Origin of the sequence: Bacteroides caccae (genome assembly GCF_002222615.2) — a bacterium.
GTDB classification, from domain to species: Bacteria; Bacteroidota; Bacteroidia; order Bacteroidales; family Bacteroidaceae; genus Bacteroides; species Bacteroides caccae.
Window position 1 is genome coordinate 3315168 of the sequence record NZ_CP022412.2, and the last position, 18378, is coordinate 3333545.

The following is an 18378-nucleotide window of genomic DNA, read 5'->3' on the forward strand; positions in this document are numbered from 1 at the left end:
TATCTATTTCTTTAATGGGGCAAAAAACTTATGCTCCTGCATGGGAGTCCTTAGATACAAGACCTGTCCCTTCCTGGTTTGAGAATGCAAAGTTTGGGATTTTTATCCACTGGGGCTTGTATTCGGTACCAATGTGGTCGCCCAAGGGCACTTATTCGGAATGGTATAAATACTGGTTGGACCGGAAGACTCTACTTGGAAATGGAGATTTTACCGGGACAGAAGTTTATGACTACCATAAGAAAATGTACGGTGAGGATTTCACTTATGCTGATTTTGCTCCTATGTTTAAAGCCATGAGTTATGATGCTAACGAATGGGCGGACCTTTTTAAGCGTGCCGGCGCTAAATATATAGTGCTTACGACTAAACATCATGAAGGATTTGCGTTATGGCCGAGTAAAGAAGCTTCCAAATCATACGGAAGACCCTGGAATAGTATGGAAATCGGCGCGCATCGTGATTTGGTTGGAGAATATGTAAATGCTTTGCGTAAGACCGATTTGAAAGTAGGATGTTATTTTTCATTGCGGGAGTGGGATAATCCGTTATACAATCGTGAGACAATGGATTTATTCTATGAACGCCACTTTTTCCCACAATTAAAAGACCTGGTCAATAATTATAAACCGGATCTGATTTGGGCAGACGGTCCCGATTCTATGAATGATAAGATATGGCAGGTAGAACGTACATTATCCTGGCTTTATTCAGAATCTCCGGTGAAAGATAGTATTGTGGTAAATGATCGTTGGGCTAATAATACCGGGCGCAAACATGGGGATTATTATACCCGAGAATATAGTAATACAAATAGTACATATAATAAGCCTTGGGAGGAGTGTCGTGGCATAGGTTTCTCATTTGGTTTTAATCAGAATGAAGATCTGGAAGACTACACATTACCACAAGCCTTGGTGCTGACTTTGGTTAATGTGGTTAGTCAAGGTGGAAATTTACTGTTAGGTATTGGTCCTAATGCAAACGGAAAAATTCCTCCTATAATGCAAGAACGGTTATTACAAATTGGTGATTGGCTACGTGTGAATGGTGAAGCTATATACGGTACACGTATGTGGAAGCAATCTTTCCAATGGTCAAAAGGCAATAGAGAATGGAAACCCAAAGGCAAACATTATGTCAGTGGAAATGAGATTCTCAAACAAACCATTCATCCCGAACCTGGATATGCCGTGAAAGAGGTGTTTTTTACAAAAAAAGGAAATGACGTATATGCCATTTTGCCTCAATATCCCAAACCTACTGTTATTTTGAAAGGAATAAAAGTAACGAATAAAACTAGAATCTCCATGTTGGGATTAGACAAAAAGATTGTTTGGAAGCAGAAAGGAGAGGATATTGTAATCACAGTGCCTTCTCTATATTATGATGAAATGCCATGCAATTATGCATGGACCCTTAAACTAGAAAATGTAATTTAGCATAAAGCATATTTATAAGCAATAACCAATAAATAAAAAAATGACATAACCTCTTTGGGTTATGTCATTTTTTTATTTTCTTTTATTACCAAGTTCTACTGAGACTTGGTAATATCGTCTTTAAAGAATTTATTAGTTATATAATATCTACTACAAACATATTAACCTGCTGCAAATATATATATAAATTTAGAATAAACCATTTATTTAATAAAATATTTTATTAAAATATTCGTTTTATCATTGATGAAAGGTTCTAATCCAATATTCAGCCATATTTTACTTCTAAAATAAGTCCTTTTGTTGCTTTTCGCTCTCAAATATTTTACAGACTTCTCTATTATGCAAAATAAGTCTCAGTAGAACTTGGTAAATCTACTGCAATTCATTTAGACTTAATACTAAATATTTTTAGAAAACTACCGGGAGATATTTTTAATATAAACTCTAAAACAAAACGCCTATGGGAGAATAACTATTGTGAAAAGAAATTTTGGAAAATAATTTCAAATCAAACTTTATTTTTAATACTTATAACATGAAAAAAAAATATTCTTTATTTACTCTTCTTGTTGGTACATGTCTATGTTCGCTATCTGCATACGCAGTGCCAACTGATATAGCAACTCCTATAACTCAGGAGATAAATCAAAAATCTAAAAAGCAAATCAAGGGTACGGTTCTTGATGAAAATGAAGAACCTGTTATTGGCGCTACGGTCGTTGTTATAGGCGTAGCAGGAGGTGGAATAACAGATATGGACGGAAAATTCACATTGAGTGCTTTTCCGAATCAGGAGTTGGAAGTTTCATATTTGGGTTATCAGAATGCCCGTATTAAGGTGACTGATAAAAGTACGTATGTGATTCGTATGAAACCGAAAATTGATGAGTTGGAGGAGGTCACCGTTGTGGCTTTTGCAAAACAGAAAAAGGAGAGTGTAATTGCTTCTGTTTCAACTATCAAACCTGCAGAATTGAAAGTCCCCTCCAGTAACCTTACTACCGCACTGGCAGGGCGTATGTCGGGAATCATATCTTACCAAACTAGCGGTGAGCCGGGTAAAGACAATGCTCAGTTCTTTGTACGTGGTGTCACTACCTTCGAGGGTGAGACCCGTGCCAATCCTTTAATTCTTATTGATGGGATTGAAATGGGTACGGACGACCTGGCAAGACTTCAAACAGATGATATTGCAAGTTTTTCTGTCATGAAAGATGCTACTGCTGCCGCATTATATGGTTCGCGAGGTGCTAATGGGGTTATCTTGGTTAGCACAAAACAAGGTTCCGAAGGAAAAGCTAAAGTTTCTATTCGTTATGAACTGGCAATGTCACGTCCTACCAGGACTGTTGATTTGGCAGATCCTATCACTTATATGAAGTTGCATAATGAAGCAGTTCGTACACGTGATCCGTTAGGGGCCTTGCCTTATTCTGAAGAAAAGATTGCATCTACGGCAGCAGGATTAAACCCACAGGTGTATCCGGCTATTGACTGGAAAGAAATGCTGTTTAAAGATCAGGCAATCAATCATCGTTTTAATTTCAATATCAGTGGCGGAGGTAAAGTAGCCCGTTATTATTTATCAGGAAGTTATAGTAAAGATAGTGGTTTATTGCAAGTCAATGGGAAAAATAGTTTTAATAACAATATATCGTTGCAAAGAATGATAATGCGAGCTACGGTTAATATCAATATGACAAAAAGTACAGAAGTTGTAGTGCGTATGTATGGTACTTTTGATGATTATACCGGACCACTAAAAGATGGTAGTAAATTCTATGAAATGGTAATGAACACTAATCCGGTCATGTTCCAACCCGTATATCAGCCGGACGAGAGATATAAGAATGCACCCAATATCTTATTCGGTAATGCGGGAACCAATGCGGACTATACAAATCCTTATGCCGAGTTGGTGAAGGGGTATAAAGATTATTCAGCCACTACCATAGTAGCTCAGGTAGAGTTGAAGCAGAATTTGGAGTTTATTACTAAAGGGCTGAATGCACGCGTATTAGCAAACACAAATCGTTATTCATATTTTGATGTAAGTAGACAGTATGTGCCATTCTTCTATCGTCTGGACTCATACGACAAGTTTACAAACACATATCAACTTAGTGCTTTGAATGAAGATAAAGGTTCGGAAGCGCTTCAATACACAGAAGGTCCCAAGACAATCAATACTTCTTATTATTTGGAAGCGGCCGTAGATTATAACCGTGTTTTTAATGAAAAACATACGGTAACAGGATTACTTGTAGGAACGATGCGTGAATATAAAGAAGCCAATGCAGGCTCTTTACTACTTTCGTTGCCTCACCGGAATATAGGTCTTGCCGGACGTGCCACTTATTCGTATGACAGTCGTTATTTTGGAGAATTAAACTTTGGTTATAATGGTTCCGAGAGGTTTGCCAAAAAGAACAGATGGGGATTCTTCCCTTCAATAGGCGCCGGCTATATTATTTCAAACGAACATTTCTATCCGGAAAGTTGGAAGAAAGTGATGAACAAGTTGAAACTGAAAGCAACTTATGGTTTGGTAGGTAATGACGCTATTGGAAATACCAAAGACCGTTTCTTCTATCTGTCAAACGTGAACGTGGCAGATGCTGGTAAAAACATTGCTTTTGGTACTGATTTGAGTTATTCGCATCCTGGCGGTGGTGTTTCGTTTGTCCGCTATCCCAATGAAGATATCTCATGGGAAACAGCATATAAAACAGATTTCGGCGTTGAGATAGGTTTGTTTGACAAAGTAGAGATTATAGCTGATTATTTTAGTGAACGTCGTAAAAATATCTTAATGACGCGTGCGCACGTCCCTTCTTTTATTGGTTTGCAAACAAATCCTTCAGCCAATGTCGGTGAAGCAAAAAGTCATGGTTTTGAAGCCTCTGTTGATTACAACCACTCTTTTTCCAATGGTATGTGGTTAATGGTACGTGGCAATTTTACTTATGCAACCAGTGAATATTCGAAATATGAAGAACCGGATTATTCTGATACTCCATGGCGTAGGCGCGAAGGAAATAGCTTGGCACAGACATGGGGATATGTTGCTGAACGATTGTTTGTCGATGAAGCAGATGTTGCAAATTCGCCCGTACAGAGTTTTGATAATCAGAAAGCAATGGCAGGTGATATTAAGTATAAAGATATTAATGGAGATGGTCAGATTACAGAAACGGATATGGTTCCCATTGGATACCCGACTTCTCCTGAAATCATATATGGCTTTGGTTTTTCTGCCGGTTACAAAGGTTTTGATCTCTCATGCTTCTTCCAAGGCTCGGCACGTTCTTCATTCTGGATTGATCCGGAAAACACAGCTCCTTTTATTGGCAACCAAAGAACCTTATTGAAGGCTTATGCTGACGATCATTGGTCCGAAGAAAATCGTAACTTGTATGCTTTATGGCCTCGTTTGTCTGCAACAAAAAGAACGAACAACTATCAGAAGAGTACGTGGTTCATGAGAGACGGTTCGTTTTTACGGTTAAAATCAGTAGAAATGGGGTATACTATTCCGGAAAAGATAACAAAGAAAGCTCATATAAGTATGCTCAGATTCTATTTGAGTGGTACCAATCTGTTAACATTCAGCAAATTCAAACTTTGGGATGTTGAAATGGGAGGCAAAGGCTTGGGATATCCTGTTCAAATGGTTATTAATGCAGGTGTTCAATTAAACTTTTAGTTAATCCTTAAACTTGAAAAAGATGAAATTTAATACAATAAAAAGGACAACAAAGAATGTAATTATCGTCTTAATGGCGGGATTATTCGTTTCTTCATGCAGTGATTATCTGGATGTTGTGCCCGATAATGTTCCGACGCTCGATCATGCTTTTGCTAATCGGCACGCTTGCGAAGGATACCTGTTCACGTGTTACAGTTATTTGCCCGCAATGGGAGACTTTATTGAGACTCCTGACTTTCAGGGGGCGGATGAGTTTTATTTTGGTGAAATGACCACAGTAAAAAATGGGTTAGATCGCAAAATGTGGGGACTGACATTCGGACTTCAGAATAAAACGAATCCGATAGGCAATACTTGGGATGGCCAATACGAAGAACAATCCAACCAATTTGGTAAAGTCTGGTTCGGGCAACCTCTTTACAAGGCAATTCGCGACTGTAATATTTTCCTGGAAAATGTAAACCGTCCTTATGACCTGGAAGAATACGAACGCAAACGTTGGGTGGCGGAAGTGAAATTCTTGAAAGCATTTTATCATTTCTACCTGATGCGTATGTATGGTCCGATCGTTTTGATAAAGGAGAACCAGCCGGTTTCCGATACTCCGGAGCAAATGGCACAGTATCGTACTCCGTTTGACGAATGTGTGCAATATGTCAGTAACTTGTTGGACGAAGCCATTGTAGATCTTCCAGAGAAGATACAAGACCGAAGTAATGAAATGGGGCGTGCAACGAAAGCGATTGCTTTGAGTGTAAAGGCGCAATTGTTGACAATGGCAGCAAGTCCTTTATTCAATGGTAATCCGGATTATGCCAATGTGGTGGATAACAGAAATGTACATCTGTTTAGTATTGAAAAAGATGATAACAAATGGAAACTGGCAGCCGATGCGTGTAAAGCCGCGATTGATGCAATCGAAGCAGCTGACGGAGGTTTACTTTTTCCCGAAGATGTTCCTATGATTCCCGAACTGGTAGGTGTAGAGGTTGATACTTTAAAACAAGAGTATTATCTCCGTGCTATAATGATCTCCAAATGGAATAAGGAAACTGTATGGGGATCTGTGAAGAATCATTTTGTTGACCGAGTACAAAGATATACTAGTTGTAAGGTTTCTGCGAAAGAAGCCTCACAAGTGTGGGTATCGCAATTGTTTTCCCCTACATTTGATGTAGTGGAAGCTTATTACACCAAGAATGGCGTACCTATGGAAGAAGACCGTGAATTTGACTATCAACATCGTTATGAACCCCGTCTGGCTACTTCAGAATATAAATGGTATATCCGGGAAGGCGAATATACCGCCGGCTTGCATTTCGACCGTGAACTTCGTTTTTATGCCTCTATCGGTTTCAACAGAGCTATCTGGTGGGGAAACGGAAAATATGACTTTAAGAGAAAAGATTATAACAACAAGGATGAAGTACGTTATATTAGAGCTTATGCAGGTAATGCAAGTACAGAGATAGCTGGAAAATCAGGAGAGTCGTACAGTTTTACAGGATATTGGGCAAAGAAACTGCATAGCCCGTTAATGGATACTTCAACAGGAGGTTCCGGTACATGGGGAGGTGACGGAAGGATTCCGTTCCCGATAATCCGAGTGGCCGATTTATATTTGTTGTATGCAGAAACATTGAACGAATCTGCATCCACCCCACCGGATGATGCATACAAATACTTGGATTTAGTGCGCAAACGTGCCGGATTGAAAGGAGTTAAGGAAGCTTGGCAAAAATATTCCATTTACCCGGATAAGCCGTTGAGTAAAGAGGGTCTTCGTGAGATTATTCATCGTGAGCGTCGTATTGAGCTGGCTATGGAAGGCGCTCGCACCTGGGATTTACGCAGGTGGAAGGAAGCGGAGAATGAATTGAACAAAGATGTTCGCACTTGGAACATAGACGGAGCAGATAAAGAGGATTATTATAATGTAATATCAATAGATCGTCGCAGCTTCACCCGCAAAGAATATCTTTGGCCTATTAAGGAGTATAACTTGACGGTTAACAAGAATCTGGTACAAAATTATGGCTGGTAATTTAAAAAGAAGAATTATGAAAAAGATCGTTGGCATCATAAATATGTTATGCATTGCTATATTACTATATAGTTGTGCAGAAGAAAGTGTCGGGCAAACCCCGGTAGATAATATGCCTCCCCAAAATGTGACCGGGGTACAAGTGCAAAATACCCCGGGAGGAGCCTTGTTGACTTATACACTTCCGGATGATGAAGATTTGCTATATGTGAAAGCGACATTTATTTTAAATAACGGGCAAAGGTCGGAAGTAAAATCTTCGGTATATACTAATATACTTGAATTACAAGGGTTTGGAGACACGAATGAACGTCTTGTGACTTTGGTATCGGTAGATAGAAGCCAGAATGAATCGGAACCGCTGGAAGTGAAAGTGCAACCATTGGAAGCACCCATTTTTGGCGTACAGAAAGAATTGAAACTGGAAGCTGCTTTCGGAGGCATTAATGTAACTTACAATAATCCGACAGAATCGAATATTGTGATTAATATTGATGTCATGAACGAGAAGAACGAGTATGTCTCTTTAGAGAAAATCTATACCAAAGCCAAAAATGGTGTCCGCAAGATTCGTGGCATGGCAGCGGAAGATACGAAGTTGAGATATTACGTCTCGGACCGTTGGGATAACATAACGGACAAACAGGACATCACCTTGACGCCAATGTTTGAGGAAAGAGTCCCGGCTAAATCAATAGAACCAATGCAAAGTCATAGTGCGCCCGTTGACTGGGGGTGGACATTGAATCGTCTATTCGATGATAATACTACCACCGGATATCAGTCGAAAGCTGATGGATATTGGCCTGCTTATTTTACGTTTAACGTGAAACAAGGTCCGGTAAAACTAAGCCGTATCAGGATACAGCAACGTAAGGATTATGAATATACGCATGGAAACTTGAAACGTTTCAGATTGTTGGGTAGAAATGATTATCCGTTGGCAGGTGCCCAAATTGATAATGAAAGCAATCCGGAAGAATATCTCAAATGGGAACCGGTGGGAGAATTTGAATCAATAAAACCTTCAAATTCATCGGTAACTACAAATGAAGATCTGGAATATGCAAGACAAGGCGAGGACTTTGATATTGATGTAAATATGCCGGCATATAAATATTATCGTGTTGAAGTGCTCGAAACCTGGAGTGGCGGATTATTCATGTGCTTCATGGAGTTCCAGATGTGGGGCAGACCGGAAGGCTTTGAATTTCCTAAATAAGAAATGACTAAATTAAAGAAAAATGAAAATGAAGAATAATTATAATTATCTATGGATTGTGCTAATATCCTTTCTTGTTTCTTGCTCTGATATGAATGATTTGCATCAGCCTTATTTGGATCAGGGAGAACATATTTATGCAGCAAAAGTGGATGCGGTGGTGGTTCGCCCCGGAAATGAACGCATTCAGTTGGACCTGTTCTATACAGCACAACGTATTAAAGAGTGTGTTATTTATTGGAATGTTCGTCAGAATTCTCTGGTAAAAGAGCTGCCGGCTTCCGGTGTTAATGGTGTTCCGGTATTGCTGGAAGATATGCCTGAAGGCACTTATTCTTTTGAGATTGTAACCAAGGACTTGTATGGCAATGAATCATTAGTGGTAGAAGCCAGTGGAAAATCTTACGGAAACAGTTATAAATCCGGTCTAATTAACGCCCGTTATTCGTCCATAACCAAATCAGGTGAGCAAACGATTATTACATGGAGAAATGTAGAGTTTGCAACTGAAATCGAATTTACTTATGAGACGGCGACTGAAGGAGAAAAGACGATAATGATTCCGGTAACAATTGACGGTAAGACAATACTTACAGACAATAAACCCGGAGGAGCATTTCATTATGTGACTTGGTATCGGCCCACCGAGTATGCAATAGATGATTTCAAATGCAATAATGTTGTCACAGGAGTTCTACCGGAATAAAAAGACTGTTCTCACGGAAAGAAGAAATTCCTCTTGATGATTTTGGGTAGTTGGAGGAATTTCTATCTTTCCTCATACAAGTTATTTGGTTCTTCTTCAAATTTGACGGTAAAATTAATTAGGAAAATAATAATTTGATAATCGATAGCATTCAACATTCTCCTCCTTCGGGAAGGAGGAGTACCCGTAGGGGGAGGTGGTAGGTGAATGCGTAAGTCGTTTATTATCAGCATTGTGTATCCACCTACCACCCTGGCTTTCAGCCACCCCTCCTTCGGGAAGGAGAGGAATGGAGATACCACCGACTGGCTAAATTACCACCAAATTTGAAGAAGAATTCTTATTTCTATTATTTTACTGCAACATCTGCAACACACACTTGTATCAAACTTTAAATCAAAGAGTTATAGGTATTGCAGATACCGTTGCAGATGCATTGCAGACACTTTATCTGCAACACCAGCTTAGCTACCCTTTTTGATTGGTGTGGACAAGGATTTCAGTTCTTTTTTTGTATATATACTTCTAGTTTCCCTTATGGGAAATTACAGTTTCCAGCGTATGAAACTACAGTTTCCAGCGTATGAAACTACAGTTTCCAGCGTATGAAACTACAGTTTCCAGCGTATGAAACTACAGTTTCCAGCGTATGAAACTACAGTTTCCAGCGTATGAAACTACAGTTTCGAGCCTTGGAACTGGAGTTTCCAAGGCTCGAAACACCAAGTCTAAACAGTCGGGAGAAATCGTCCCCTGTTGGAAGAGGAGCGGAGTCTTACTTTGCTTTGACTTTCCCATATAAGCAACGAAGCTGAACGAACTGTTCACCCGGTTGCACATATCCGCTTTCCAACATTTTTTCTGATACTTGAAATTTAGCGAGATGATGCCGTACATACTTCTCCATATCCGGCGATTGTTTTTTGACGAAAGCCTCTAAATCGACCTTTCCGTTTTCATGAATGAGAACTTTTGCTTTAACAGTACGGAATCCCCATTCTTTGCAATGTTTTGTCTCCGCTTTATCTATCCAGAAGATAGCGGTGGCGCTTATTGTGTCCGCAATACATTCTTCAGTATCACTGTTACTTACGTTGTCGGAAACTTCCTTTTCGGTATTCTCGCTCTGTTTCAATTGACAGGAAACTACCAAAATAGCTAGTAGAAAATAGAATAAAATTGTTTTCATCGTGTTCAATGATTATAGGATAGGCGACAAATTTACTAAAAAAATGAGAACAAAGAGTGTTTGTTCCCTTTTATTTTCTTATATTTGCAACCAAATTTTCTACGAATAATGAAAATTAAGGAAATAGTAAGCGCCCTTGAACAATTCGCGCCTCTGCCATTGCAAGACGGTTTCGATAATGCCGGCCTGCAAATCGGATTGACAGATGCGGAAGCAGCAGGGGCTTTGTTGTGTCTTGACGTCACCGAGGCTGTGTTGGATGAAGCTATCGCGTTGGGATACAATCTCGTCATATCACATCATCCGCTGATTTTTAAAGGATATAAGTCCATTACGGGCAAAGATTATGTGGAACGCTGTATGCTGAAAGCAATAAAGAATGATATTGTGATCTATTCGGCACATACCAATCTTGATAATGCCCAAGGCGGAGTGAATTATAAGATAGCCGAAAAAATTGGACTGAAGAATCTGAAAGTACTTGAACCGAAGGAGAATAGCCTGATTAAATTGGTTACATTTGTTCCTAATGCGCAAGCTGATGCAGTGCGGGAAGCGCTGTTTGCTGCGGGATGCGGAAACATAGGCAACTATGATTCATGCAGTTACAATTTAGAAGGAGAGGGGACTTTCCGGGCAAAGGAGGGAACGCATCCTTTCTGTGGGGCAATCGGCGAATTGCATCGTGAAGGAGAAGTAAGGATAGAGACTATCCTCCCTGCATTCAAAAAATCGGCAGTCGTCAGAGCCTTGCTGGCCGTTCATCCTTATGAGGAACCGGCGTTCGACATTTATCCGTTGCAGAACGACTGGACACAGGCAGGCTCGGGAATTATCGGTGAACTGGATGAATCGGAAACCGAACTTGAATTTCTGAAACGTATCAAAAAAACCTTCGAGGTTGGCTGTCTGCGCCATAATAAGTTGACGGGCAGGGAAATACGAAAAGTAGCACTATGCGGAGGTGCAGGCGCGTTTCTGCTTCCACAGGCAATCCGGTCGGGAGCGGATGTTTTTATTACAGGTGAGATAAAGTATCATGATTATTTCGGTCACGAAGGGGAAATCCTGATGACGGAAATTGGTCATTACGAAAGCGAACAATATACAAAAGAAATTTTTTATTCCATAATCCGGGATTTATTTCCTAATTTTGCGCTCCAATTGAGTAAAATAAATACGAATCCCATAAAATATTTGTAAGTAAAATGGCTAGAGAAGCAAAAAAAGATCCGAATGAGTTGACAGTAGAACAGAAGTTGAAGACGCTGTTCCAACTACAAACGATGTTGTCTAAGATTGATGAAATCAAAACATTGAGAGGTGAACTTCCATTGGAAGTACAGGACCTTGAAGATGAAATTGCTGGTTTGAGTACTCGTATCGACAAGATCAAAGCAGAAGTGGAGGAACTGAGAGTTGCTATTGCCGGCAAGAAGGTGGAAATTGAAACTGCTAAATCTTCAGTAGAAAAATATAAGTCGCAACAGGACAACGTTCGCAATAACCGCGAATACGACTTCCTGACCAAAGAGATCGAGTTCCAGACATTGGAAATTGAACTTTGTGAAAAGAGAATTAAAGAGTATTCTGCAGATAAAGAAGAAAAAGAGGCTGAAGTAGCAAAGAATGAACTGGTGCTTGACGAAAGACAGAAAGACCTTGAACAGAAGAAAGGCGAACTGGACGAAATCATTTCTGAAACCAAGCAGGAAGAAGAAAAACTGAGAGACAAGGCTAAAGACCTGGAAACTAAGATCGAACCGCGCTTGTTACAGTCATTTAAGCGTATCCGTAAGAACTCCCGCAACGGTTTGGGTATTGTATACGTACAGCGTGATGCTTGTGGTGGTTGCTTTAACAAGATTCCGCCTCAGAGACAGTTGGACATCCGTTCACGTAAGAAGGTAATCGTTTGCGAATATTGCGGACGCATCATGATTGACCCTGAATTGGCTGGCATACAAATCGAGCACAAGGTAGAAGAAGCTCCGGCACCAACTACTAAAAGAGCTATCAGAAGAAAAACTGCTGAATAAGAGAAATCATCCATTAACAAGTAGTTAAAGTTACTGTTTAATATAGGAAGCCCTGCAACAATGCAGGGCTTTTTTTATCAGTGTCCGTATAAACAGGGATCTCGTACCCAAGATAACATCACGCTGAATAGAAACTTTGTTCTGTCGTTACGCCGGTAAACAAACTCACCCTTTAGTTGTTATCTTTTCATTTCATAAAAACCTGAACTGAATATGAACATACGAGCATGGAGCATATCGCTCCTTTTGTTTCTTTCAACTGTGACTGCGGTTGGGCAAACTGCAAACCGCTATTTGAAAGCTCCTCTCCCTAACGGCTGGGAAGAAAATGGGGAAGTGTTTCAACAGACACTTCCGGTAGACGACCATTGGTGGAAATCTTTCGGGGACAGCAAACTGGATTCTCTGATTGCTTTGGCGGTAGACCGTAACTATTCCGTTGCAATGGCAATTAACCGCATCGCTGCTGCCCGTGCCAACCTTTGGGCCGAACGTGGCAATTTCTTTCCTTCAATCGGATTGAATGCCGGTTGGACCCGACAGGAAACAAGTGGAAATACAAGCTCAATTCCCCAAACTACGGAACATTATTATGATGCATCACTCAGCATGAGTTGGGAAATTGATGTGTTCGGTAGTATCCGCAAACGGGTAAAGGCACAGAAAGAGAACTTTGCTGCCAGTAAGGAGGAATATACCGGAGTAATGATTTCTATGGCGGCGGAAGTGGCTTCGGCCTATATCAATTTGAGGGAACTGCAACAGGAACTTGAAGTTGTGAATAAAAACTGCGCTTCTCAGGAAGAAGTACTGAAAATCACGGAAGTACGGTATAACACTGGATTAGTGGCTAAGCTGGATGTCGCACAGGCTAAGTCTGTGTTATATAGCACAAAAGCTTCCATTCCACAACTGGAAGCCGGTATCAATCAGTATATTACGATGTTAGCAGTTTTGCTGGGAATGTATCCGCAGGACATTCGTCCGGTACTGGAACCTGTAGGAACATTGCCCGACTATATGGAACCGATCGGCGTGGGAATGCCTGTCGATCTGTTGATGAGACGTCCCGATGTGCGGAGTGCGGAACGAAGCGTGAACGCACAAGCGGCATTGCTCGGAGCTTCAAAGGCGGACTGGTTGCCGAAAGTTTTTCTGAAAGGCTCGTTCGGTTATGCGGCTCGTGACTTGAAAGACTTGACAAAGAGTAAAAGCATGATGTATGAGATTTCACCGTCAATGAGTTGGACGCTTTTCAGCGGAGGGCAGTTGGTTAATGCTACACGACTGGCTAAAGCCCAACTGGACGAATCAATCAACCAATTCAATCAGACTGTCCTGACTGCTGTACAGGAAACAGATAATGCAATGAATTCTTACCGGAATTCAATCAAGCAGATTGTAGCGCTGCGCGAAGTACGCAATCAGGGAATTGAGACACTGAAACTTTCATTGGAACTTTATAAACAGGGGCTTTCTCCCTTTCAGAATGTGTTGGATGCACAGCGGTCTTTGTTGTCCTATGAGAATCAGTTGGTACAGGCACAGGGGAATTCGCTACTCCAGTTGATAACTCTCTACAAGGCTTTGGGAGGCGGTTGGCAAGAATAAAGAATCTATAAATAAAAATATAACCTAACGTAACGGATATGAAAAAACTAATGTATATTTTCTTTGCGCTGCCGATATTGACCGGTTGCAAGGAGAAAAAAAGCGCAGGAGCAATGGGAGGGATGCCAACTCCGGAAATTAGCGTAGCTAAACCAATAATAAAGGATGTAACTCTGACGAAAGATTATCCGGGCTATCTGACAACGGAAAAGACTGTAAACCTGGTGGCCAGAGTGAACGGAACGCTGCAATCGACTTCGTATACTCCGGGAGGACGGGTGAAACAGGGACAATTATTGTTTGTCATCGAACCTACCTTATATAAGGATAAGGTGGAACAGGCGGAAGCTGCACTAAAAACGGCCCAAGCCCAGTTGGAATATGCCCGCAGCAATTACAGCCGTATGAAAGAAGCTGTCAAAAGCGATGCCGTGAGTCAGATACAGGTACTTCAAGCGGAATCTTCCGTGGCAGAAGGTGTGGCGGCGGTCAATAATGCGGAAGCAGCTTTGAGCACGGCCCGTACGAATCTGAGCTATTGCTATGTCCGCGCTCCGTTTGACGGAACGATCAGTAAAGCAACTGCTGATATAGGCAGCTATGTGGGCGGTTCGTTGCAGCCTGTCACTTTGGCTACTATCTATAAGGATAATCAAATGTACGCATATTTCAATGTAGCTGACAACCAATGGCTGGGAATGTTGATGAACAACCGGCAAAGTGCACAGGAACTTCCGAAGAAAATAATGGTTCAGTTGGGCAAGGAAGGTTCGGAAATGTATCCGGCCACACTGGATTATCTGTCTCCGAACGTGGACTTGAATACGGGAACGTTGACAGTTCGTGCCAACTTTGACAACCCGCAAGGGATACTAAAGAGCGGATTATATGTAAGTATCACGTTACCGTATGGAGAAGCCGATAATGCCATGTTGGTAAAAGAGGCTTCTATCGGGACGGACCAGTTGGGAAAATACTTGTATCTTGTCAATGATTCTAACATTGTTCGTTACCGGCATATTGAGATAGGGCAGTTGATAGGTGATACTTTACGGCAAGTGACGGGAGGGCTTTCTCCGCAAGACAGGTATGTCACGAAGGCTCTGATGAAGGTCAGGGACGGAATGAAGATAAAACCGATGCCGTAAACTGAATATTAATCCTAAACTATAATCTTATGTTTTCTAAGTTTTTTATCAACCGACCGATATTTGCTACCGTCCTTGCCTTGCTGATTGTAGTAGCCGGTCTGGTGACACTCAATATATTGCCGGTAGCGCAATTTCCGGAGATTACACCGCCAACGGTACAGGTATCTGCTGTTTATCCGGGGGCAAATGCCGAAACCGTTGCCCAAACAGTAGGTATTCCTATCGAACAGCAGGTGAACGGGGTAGACGGTATGCTTTATATGTCCTCTAATTCATCTTCTTCGGGAGCCTATTCTCTGACGATCACATTTGCCGTCGGTACGGATATTGATATGGCAACCGTCCAGGTACAAAACAGGGTAAGCGTCGCACAATCATCGCTCCCCGAACCCGTAGTGGTGCAGGGAGTCACTGTACAGAAACAATCATCGAATATTGTCATGTTCCTGACAATGACCTCACAGGATTCTGTTTACAACAGTCTGTATCTGACCAATTATGCAAAGTTGAATCTCGTCGACCAGTTGACACGTGTGCCCGGAGTGGGTGCCGTGAATGTAATGGGAGCAGGGGATTACTCCATGCGTATCTGGCTCGATCCGGAAGCAATGCGTATCCGGAATATTTCACCGCAACAAGTTTATCAGTCTATCCAGTCGCAGAATATGGAAGTATCTGCCGGATATATCGGCCAGCCTATCGGGGAAGAGAATAAGAATGCTTTTCAATATACACTGAATGTGCAGGGGCGGCTCAGTTCTCCCGAACAGTTCGGAAATATTATCATCCGCCGCGAACAGAATGGGGCCATGCTCCGTCTGAAAGATATTGCCAGGATTGATCTGGGATCTGCTTCTTACAGTGTGGTGTCCCGATTGAAAGGGCAGCCTACGGCGGCTATTGCTATTTATCAGCAACCGGGTTCCAATTCGCTGGATGTCTCGAAAGGAGTGAAAGCCAAGATGCAGGAACTGGCCGCCAACTTCCCGGCAGGAGTGTCTTATAATGTTACGTTGGATACTACGGATGTGATTCATGCTTCTATTGATGAAGTTATGGTTACTTTCTTTGAAACAACGCTGCTGGTGATACTTGTGATTTTCCTGTTTTTGCAGAACTGGAGGGCGGTGATTATTCCTTGTCTTACCATTCCGGTGTCTCTGATTGGTACACTGGCGGTAATGGCAGCATTCGGCTTTTCTATTAATACACTGACATTGTTCGGATTGATTTTGGCAGTTGCCATAGTGGTGGATGATGCCATAGTGGTGGTGGAGAACGCTTCGAGATTGTTGGAAACGGGACAATATTCAACTCGTGAAGCTGTGACGAAAGCTATGGGAGAAATTACCGGACCAATCGTCGGAGTGGTGCTTGTGTTGCTTGCGGTATTTATTCCGACTATGCTGATTAGTGGAATTTCCGGACAATTATACAAACAGTTTGCGCTGACTATTGCAGCTTCTACCGTATTGAGCGGTTTTAACTCCCTGACATTGACACCTGCTCTCTGTGCGTTGTTTCTGGAAAAGAGCAAGCCTTCTAACTTCTTCATATACAAAGGATTCAACAAGGCTTATGATAAGACGCAGGGAGCGTATGATAAGATAGTCAAATGGTTGTTGGCACGTCCCGGAATGGCTCTTGTGTCGTATGGCATATTGACTGCTATTGCCGTGTTGCTCTTTATGCACTGGCCGTCTACATTCATTCCGGATGAAGATGACGGGTATTTTATTGCGGTTGTCCAACTTCCGCCCGCAGCCAGTCTGGAACGTACACAGGCGGTAGGTGACAAGATTAACCGGATTCTAGATTCGTATCCGGAAGTGGAGAATTATATTGGAATCTCCGGATTTTCCGTCATGGGCGGAGGAGAACAAAGTAACTCGGCCACTTATTTCGTTGTACTGAAAAACTGGAGTGAAAGGAAAGGGAAGGAGCATACGGCAGCCGCTGTTGTCAACCGCTTTAATGGCGAAGCGTATATGACGATTCAGGCTGGGACTGTGTTTGCCATGGTTCCTCCCGCCATTCCGGGATTGGGAGCGTCCGGTGGGTTACAGCTTCAGCTGGAAGACCGGAGGAATCTGGGACCGACGGAAATGCAGCAGGCTATCAATGCCATGCTTGCCTCTTATCATTCCAAGCCGGCTTTAGCTTCCGTCTCCAGCCAGTATCAGGCAAACGTTCCCCAGTATTTTCTGAATATCGACCGGGATAAGGTACAGTTTATGGGCATCGCTTTGAATGATGTATTCTCTACATTAAGTTATTATATGGGTGCGGCGTATGTAAATGATTTTGTAGAATTCGGCCGTATCTACCAAGTGAAGATAGAGGCGCGCGACCAGGCGCAACGGGTGATTGATGATGTCTTGAAACTGAGTGTTCCCAATGCGGCAGGAGAAATGGTGCCTTTTTCATCTTTCACCAAGGTGGAGGAACAGTTAGGACAGGATCAGATCAACCGTTATAATATGTACTCGACTGCTTCTCTGACTTGTAATGTCGCTCCGGGAAGTAGCACAGGGCAAGCTATTCAAGAAGTGGAAGCATTGTTCAAGGAACAGTTGGGCGATGAATTTGGTTATGAATGGACTTCCGTTGCTTATCAGGAGACGCAGGCCGGGAATACAACTACCATTGTTTTAGTAATGGCTCTGATTGTCGCCTTCCTGGTTTTGGCTGCACAATATGAAAGCTGGACGAGTCCGGTGGCGGCTGTTATCGGATTGCCGGTAGCATTATTGGGAGCTATGATAGGCTGTCTGGTAATGGGAACTCCGGTCAGCATCTATACTCAAATCGGTATTATCTTGCTTGTTGCGCTTTCTGCCAAGAATGGTATTCTGATTGTGGAGTTTGCCCGCGACTTCCATGCCGAGGGTAACTCTATCCGTGAGTCGGCATTTGAAGCCGGACACGTCAGGTTGCGTCCTATCCTAATGACGTCTTTTGCTTTTGTATTGGGAGTAATGCCGTTATTATTTGCTTCTGGAGCAGGTGCACAGAGCCGCATTGCATTAGGTGCCGCCGTTGTTTTTGGTATGGCAATGAATACACTGCTGGCAACGGTTTATATACCTAACTTCTATGAATTAATGCAGAAATTGCAGGAGAAATTCAGCAAGAAGAAAGGAAACAACGATAAGCAGGAAGGGAGTATGTAAAGATAGAATACTATCCGGAAAGTATCCGGAAGACGACTGAATCAGGGTGTCGGTAGATGGATGTGATAGTGACGGTATGTGCTTTACAT

At 42.0% G+C, this 18378-nt stretch carries 11 protein-coding genes; 10 read left to right on the forward strand and 1 reads right to left on the reverse strand.

What is annotated here, in order from left to right; all coding sequences use genetic code 11:
- Positions 1–14 precede the first annotated feature (14 nt).
- The 5 genes from CGC64_RS13625 to CGC64_RS13645 all read left to right on the forward strand — a co-directional run bounded on the left by CGC64_RS13625 (position 15) and on the right by CGC64_RS13645 (position 9126).
- Positions 15–1442, forward strand: coding sequence for an alpha-L-fucosidase (locus tag CGC64_RS13625; RefSeq protein WP_005675841.1), 1428 nt, complete (start codon positions 15–17; stop codon positions 1440–1442).
- Between the two features lie 538 nt (positions 1443–1980).
- Positions 1981–5151 carry a SusC/RagA family TonB-linked outer membrane protein gene (locus tag CGC64_RS13630; RefSeq protein WP_229127052.1) on the forward strand — a complete coding sequence of 1057 codons (3171 nt, stop codon included), beginning with the start codon at positions 1981–1983 and terminating at the stop codon, positions 5149–5151.
- A 22-nt stretch (positions 5152–5173) separates the two neighbouring features.
- Entirely contained in the window at positions 5174–7198 is a 2025-nt protein-coding gene (locus CGC64_RS13635) for a RagB/SusD family nutrient uptake outer membrane protein (RefSeq protein WP_005675839.1), read from the forward strand.
- A gap of 16 nt (positions 7199–7214) precedes the next feature.
- Positions 7215–8420 (forward strand): DUF4959 domain-containing protein, encoded by a 1206-nt coding sequence (locus CGC64_RS13640; protein WP_005681136.1) that lies wholly within the window; start codon positions 7215–7217, stop codon positions 8418–8420.
- Between the two features lie 28 nt (positions 8421–8448).
- A complete protein-coding gene (locus CGC64_RS13645; RefSeq protein ID WP_005681138.1) occupies positions 8449–9126 on the forward strand; it encodes a DUF4998 domain-containing protein in 678 nt (225 codons plus the stop codon).
- Between the two features lie 775 nt (positions 9127–9901).
- Here the strand turns inward: CGC64_RS13645 and CGC64_RS13655 are convergent.
- A complete protein-coding gene (locus CGC64_RS13655; protein WP_005675835.1) occupies positions 9902–10315 on the reverse strand; it encodes a DUF4891 domain-containing protein in 414 nt (137 codons plus the stop codon).
- 108 nt (positions 10316–10423) lie between these two features.
- On the opposite strand from CGC64_RS13655, the gene CGC64_RS13660 reads away from it, so the two are divergent.
- From CGC64_RS13660 to CGC64_RS13680, 5 genes are all read left to right on the forward strand, one after another.
- Entirely contained in the window at positions 10424–11518 is a 1095-nt protein-coding gene (locus tag CGC64_RS13660) for a Nif3-like dinuclear metal center hexameric protein (RefSeq protein ID WP_005675834.1), read from the forward strand.
- Between the two features lie 5 nt (positions 11519–11523).
- The gene (locus CGC64_RS13665; protein ID WP_005675833.1) at positions 11524–12354 is read left to right on the forward strand and encodes a zinc ribbon domain-containing protein; all 831 of its coding nucleotides are present in this window, start codon (positions 11524–11526) and stop codon (positions 12352–12354) included.
- Between the two features lie 213 nt (positions 12355–12567).
- On the forward strand, positions 12568–13965 hold the full coding sequence (locus CGC64_RS13670; RefSeq protein WP_005675832.1) for an efflux transporter outer membrane subunit: 1398 nt from the start codon (positions 12568–12570) through the stop codon (positions 13963–13965).
- Between the two features lie 38 nt (positions 13966–14003).
- On the forward strand, positions 14004–15113 hold the full coding sequence (locus tag CGC64_RS13675) for an efflux RND transporter periplasmic adaptor subunit (protein ID WP_005675831.1): 1110 nt from the start codon (positions 14004–14006) through the stop codon (positions 15111–15113).
- A gap of 29 nt (positions 15114–15142) precedes the next feature.
- Positions 15143–18289, forward strand: a complete 3147-nt coding sequence (locus CGC64_RS13680; protein WP_005675830.1) for an efflux RND transporter permease subunit — start codon at positions 15143–15145, stop codon at positions 18287–18289.
- Positions 18290–18378 lie beyond the last annotated feature (89 nt).

Excerpts from the sequence above, each read along its gene's own strand:
- CGC64_RS13665 (WP_005675833.1), top strand. The coding sequence starts at position 11,524 with ATGGCTAGAGAAGCAAAAAAAGATCCGAATGAGTTGACAGTAGAACAG.
- CGC64_RS13680 (WP_005675830.1), top strand. The coding sequence starts at position 15,143 with ATGTTTTCTAAGTTTTTTATCAACCGACCGATATTTGCTACCGTCCTT.
- CGC64_RS13635 (WP_005675839.1), top strand. The coding sequence starts at position 5,174 with ATGAAATTTAATACAATAAAAAGGACAACAAAGAATGTAATTATCGTC.
- CGC64_RS13660 (WP_005675834.1), top strand. The coding sequence starts at position 10,424 with ATGAAAATTAAGGAAATAGTAAGCGCCCTTGAACAATTCGCGCCTCTG.
- CGC64_RS13630 (WP_229127052.1), top strand. The coding sequence starts at position 1,981 with ATGAAAAAAAAATATTCTTTATTTACTCTTCTTGTTGGTACATGTCTA.
- CGC64_RS13670 (WP_005675832.1), top strand. The coding sequence starts at position 12,568 with ATGAACATACGAGCATGGAGCATATCGCTCCTTTTGTTTCTTTCAACT.
- CGC64_RS13625 (WP_005675841.1), top strand. The coding sequence starts at position 15 with ATGGGGCAAAAAACTTATGCTCCTGCATGGGAGTCCTTAGATACAAGA.
- CGC64_RS13640 (WP_005681136.1), top strand. The coding sequence starts at position 7,215 with ATGAAAAAGATCGTTGGCATCATAAATATGTTATGCATTGCTATATTA.
- CGC64_RS13675 (WP_005675831.1), top strand. The coding sequence starts at position 14,004 with ATGAAAAAACTAATGTATATTTTCTTTGCGCTGCCGATATTGACCGGT.
- CGC64_RS13645 (WP_005681138.1), top strand. The coding sequence starts at position 8,449 with ATGAAGAATAATTATAATTATCTATGGATTGTGCTAATATCCTTTCTT.
- CGC64_RS13655 (WP_005675835.1), bottom strand. The coding sequence starts at position 10,315 with ATGAAAACAATTTTATTCTATTTTCTACTAGCTATTTTGGTAGTTTCC.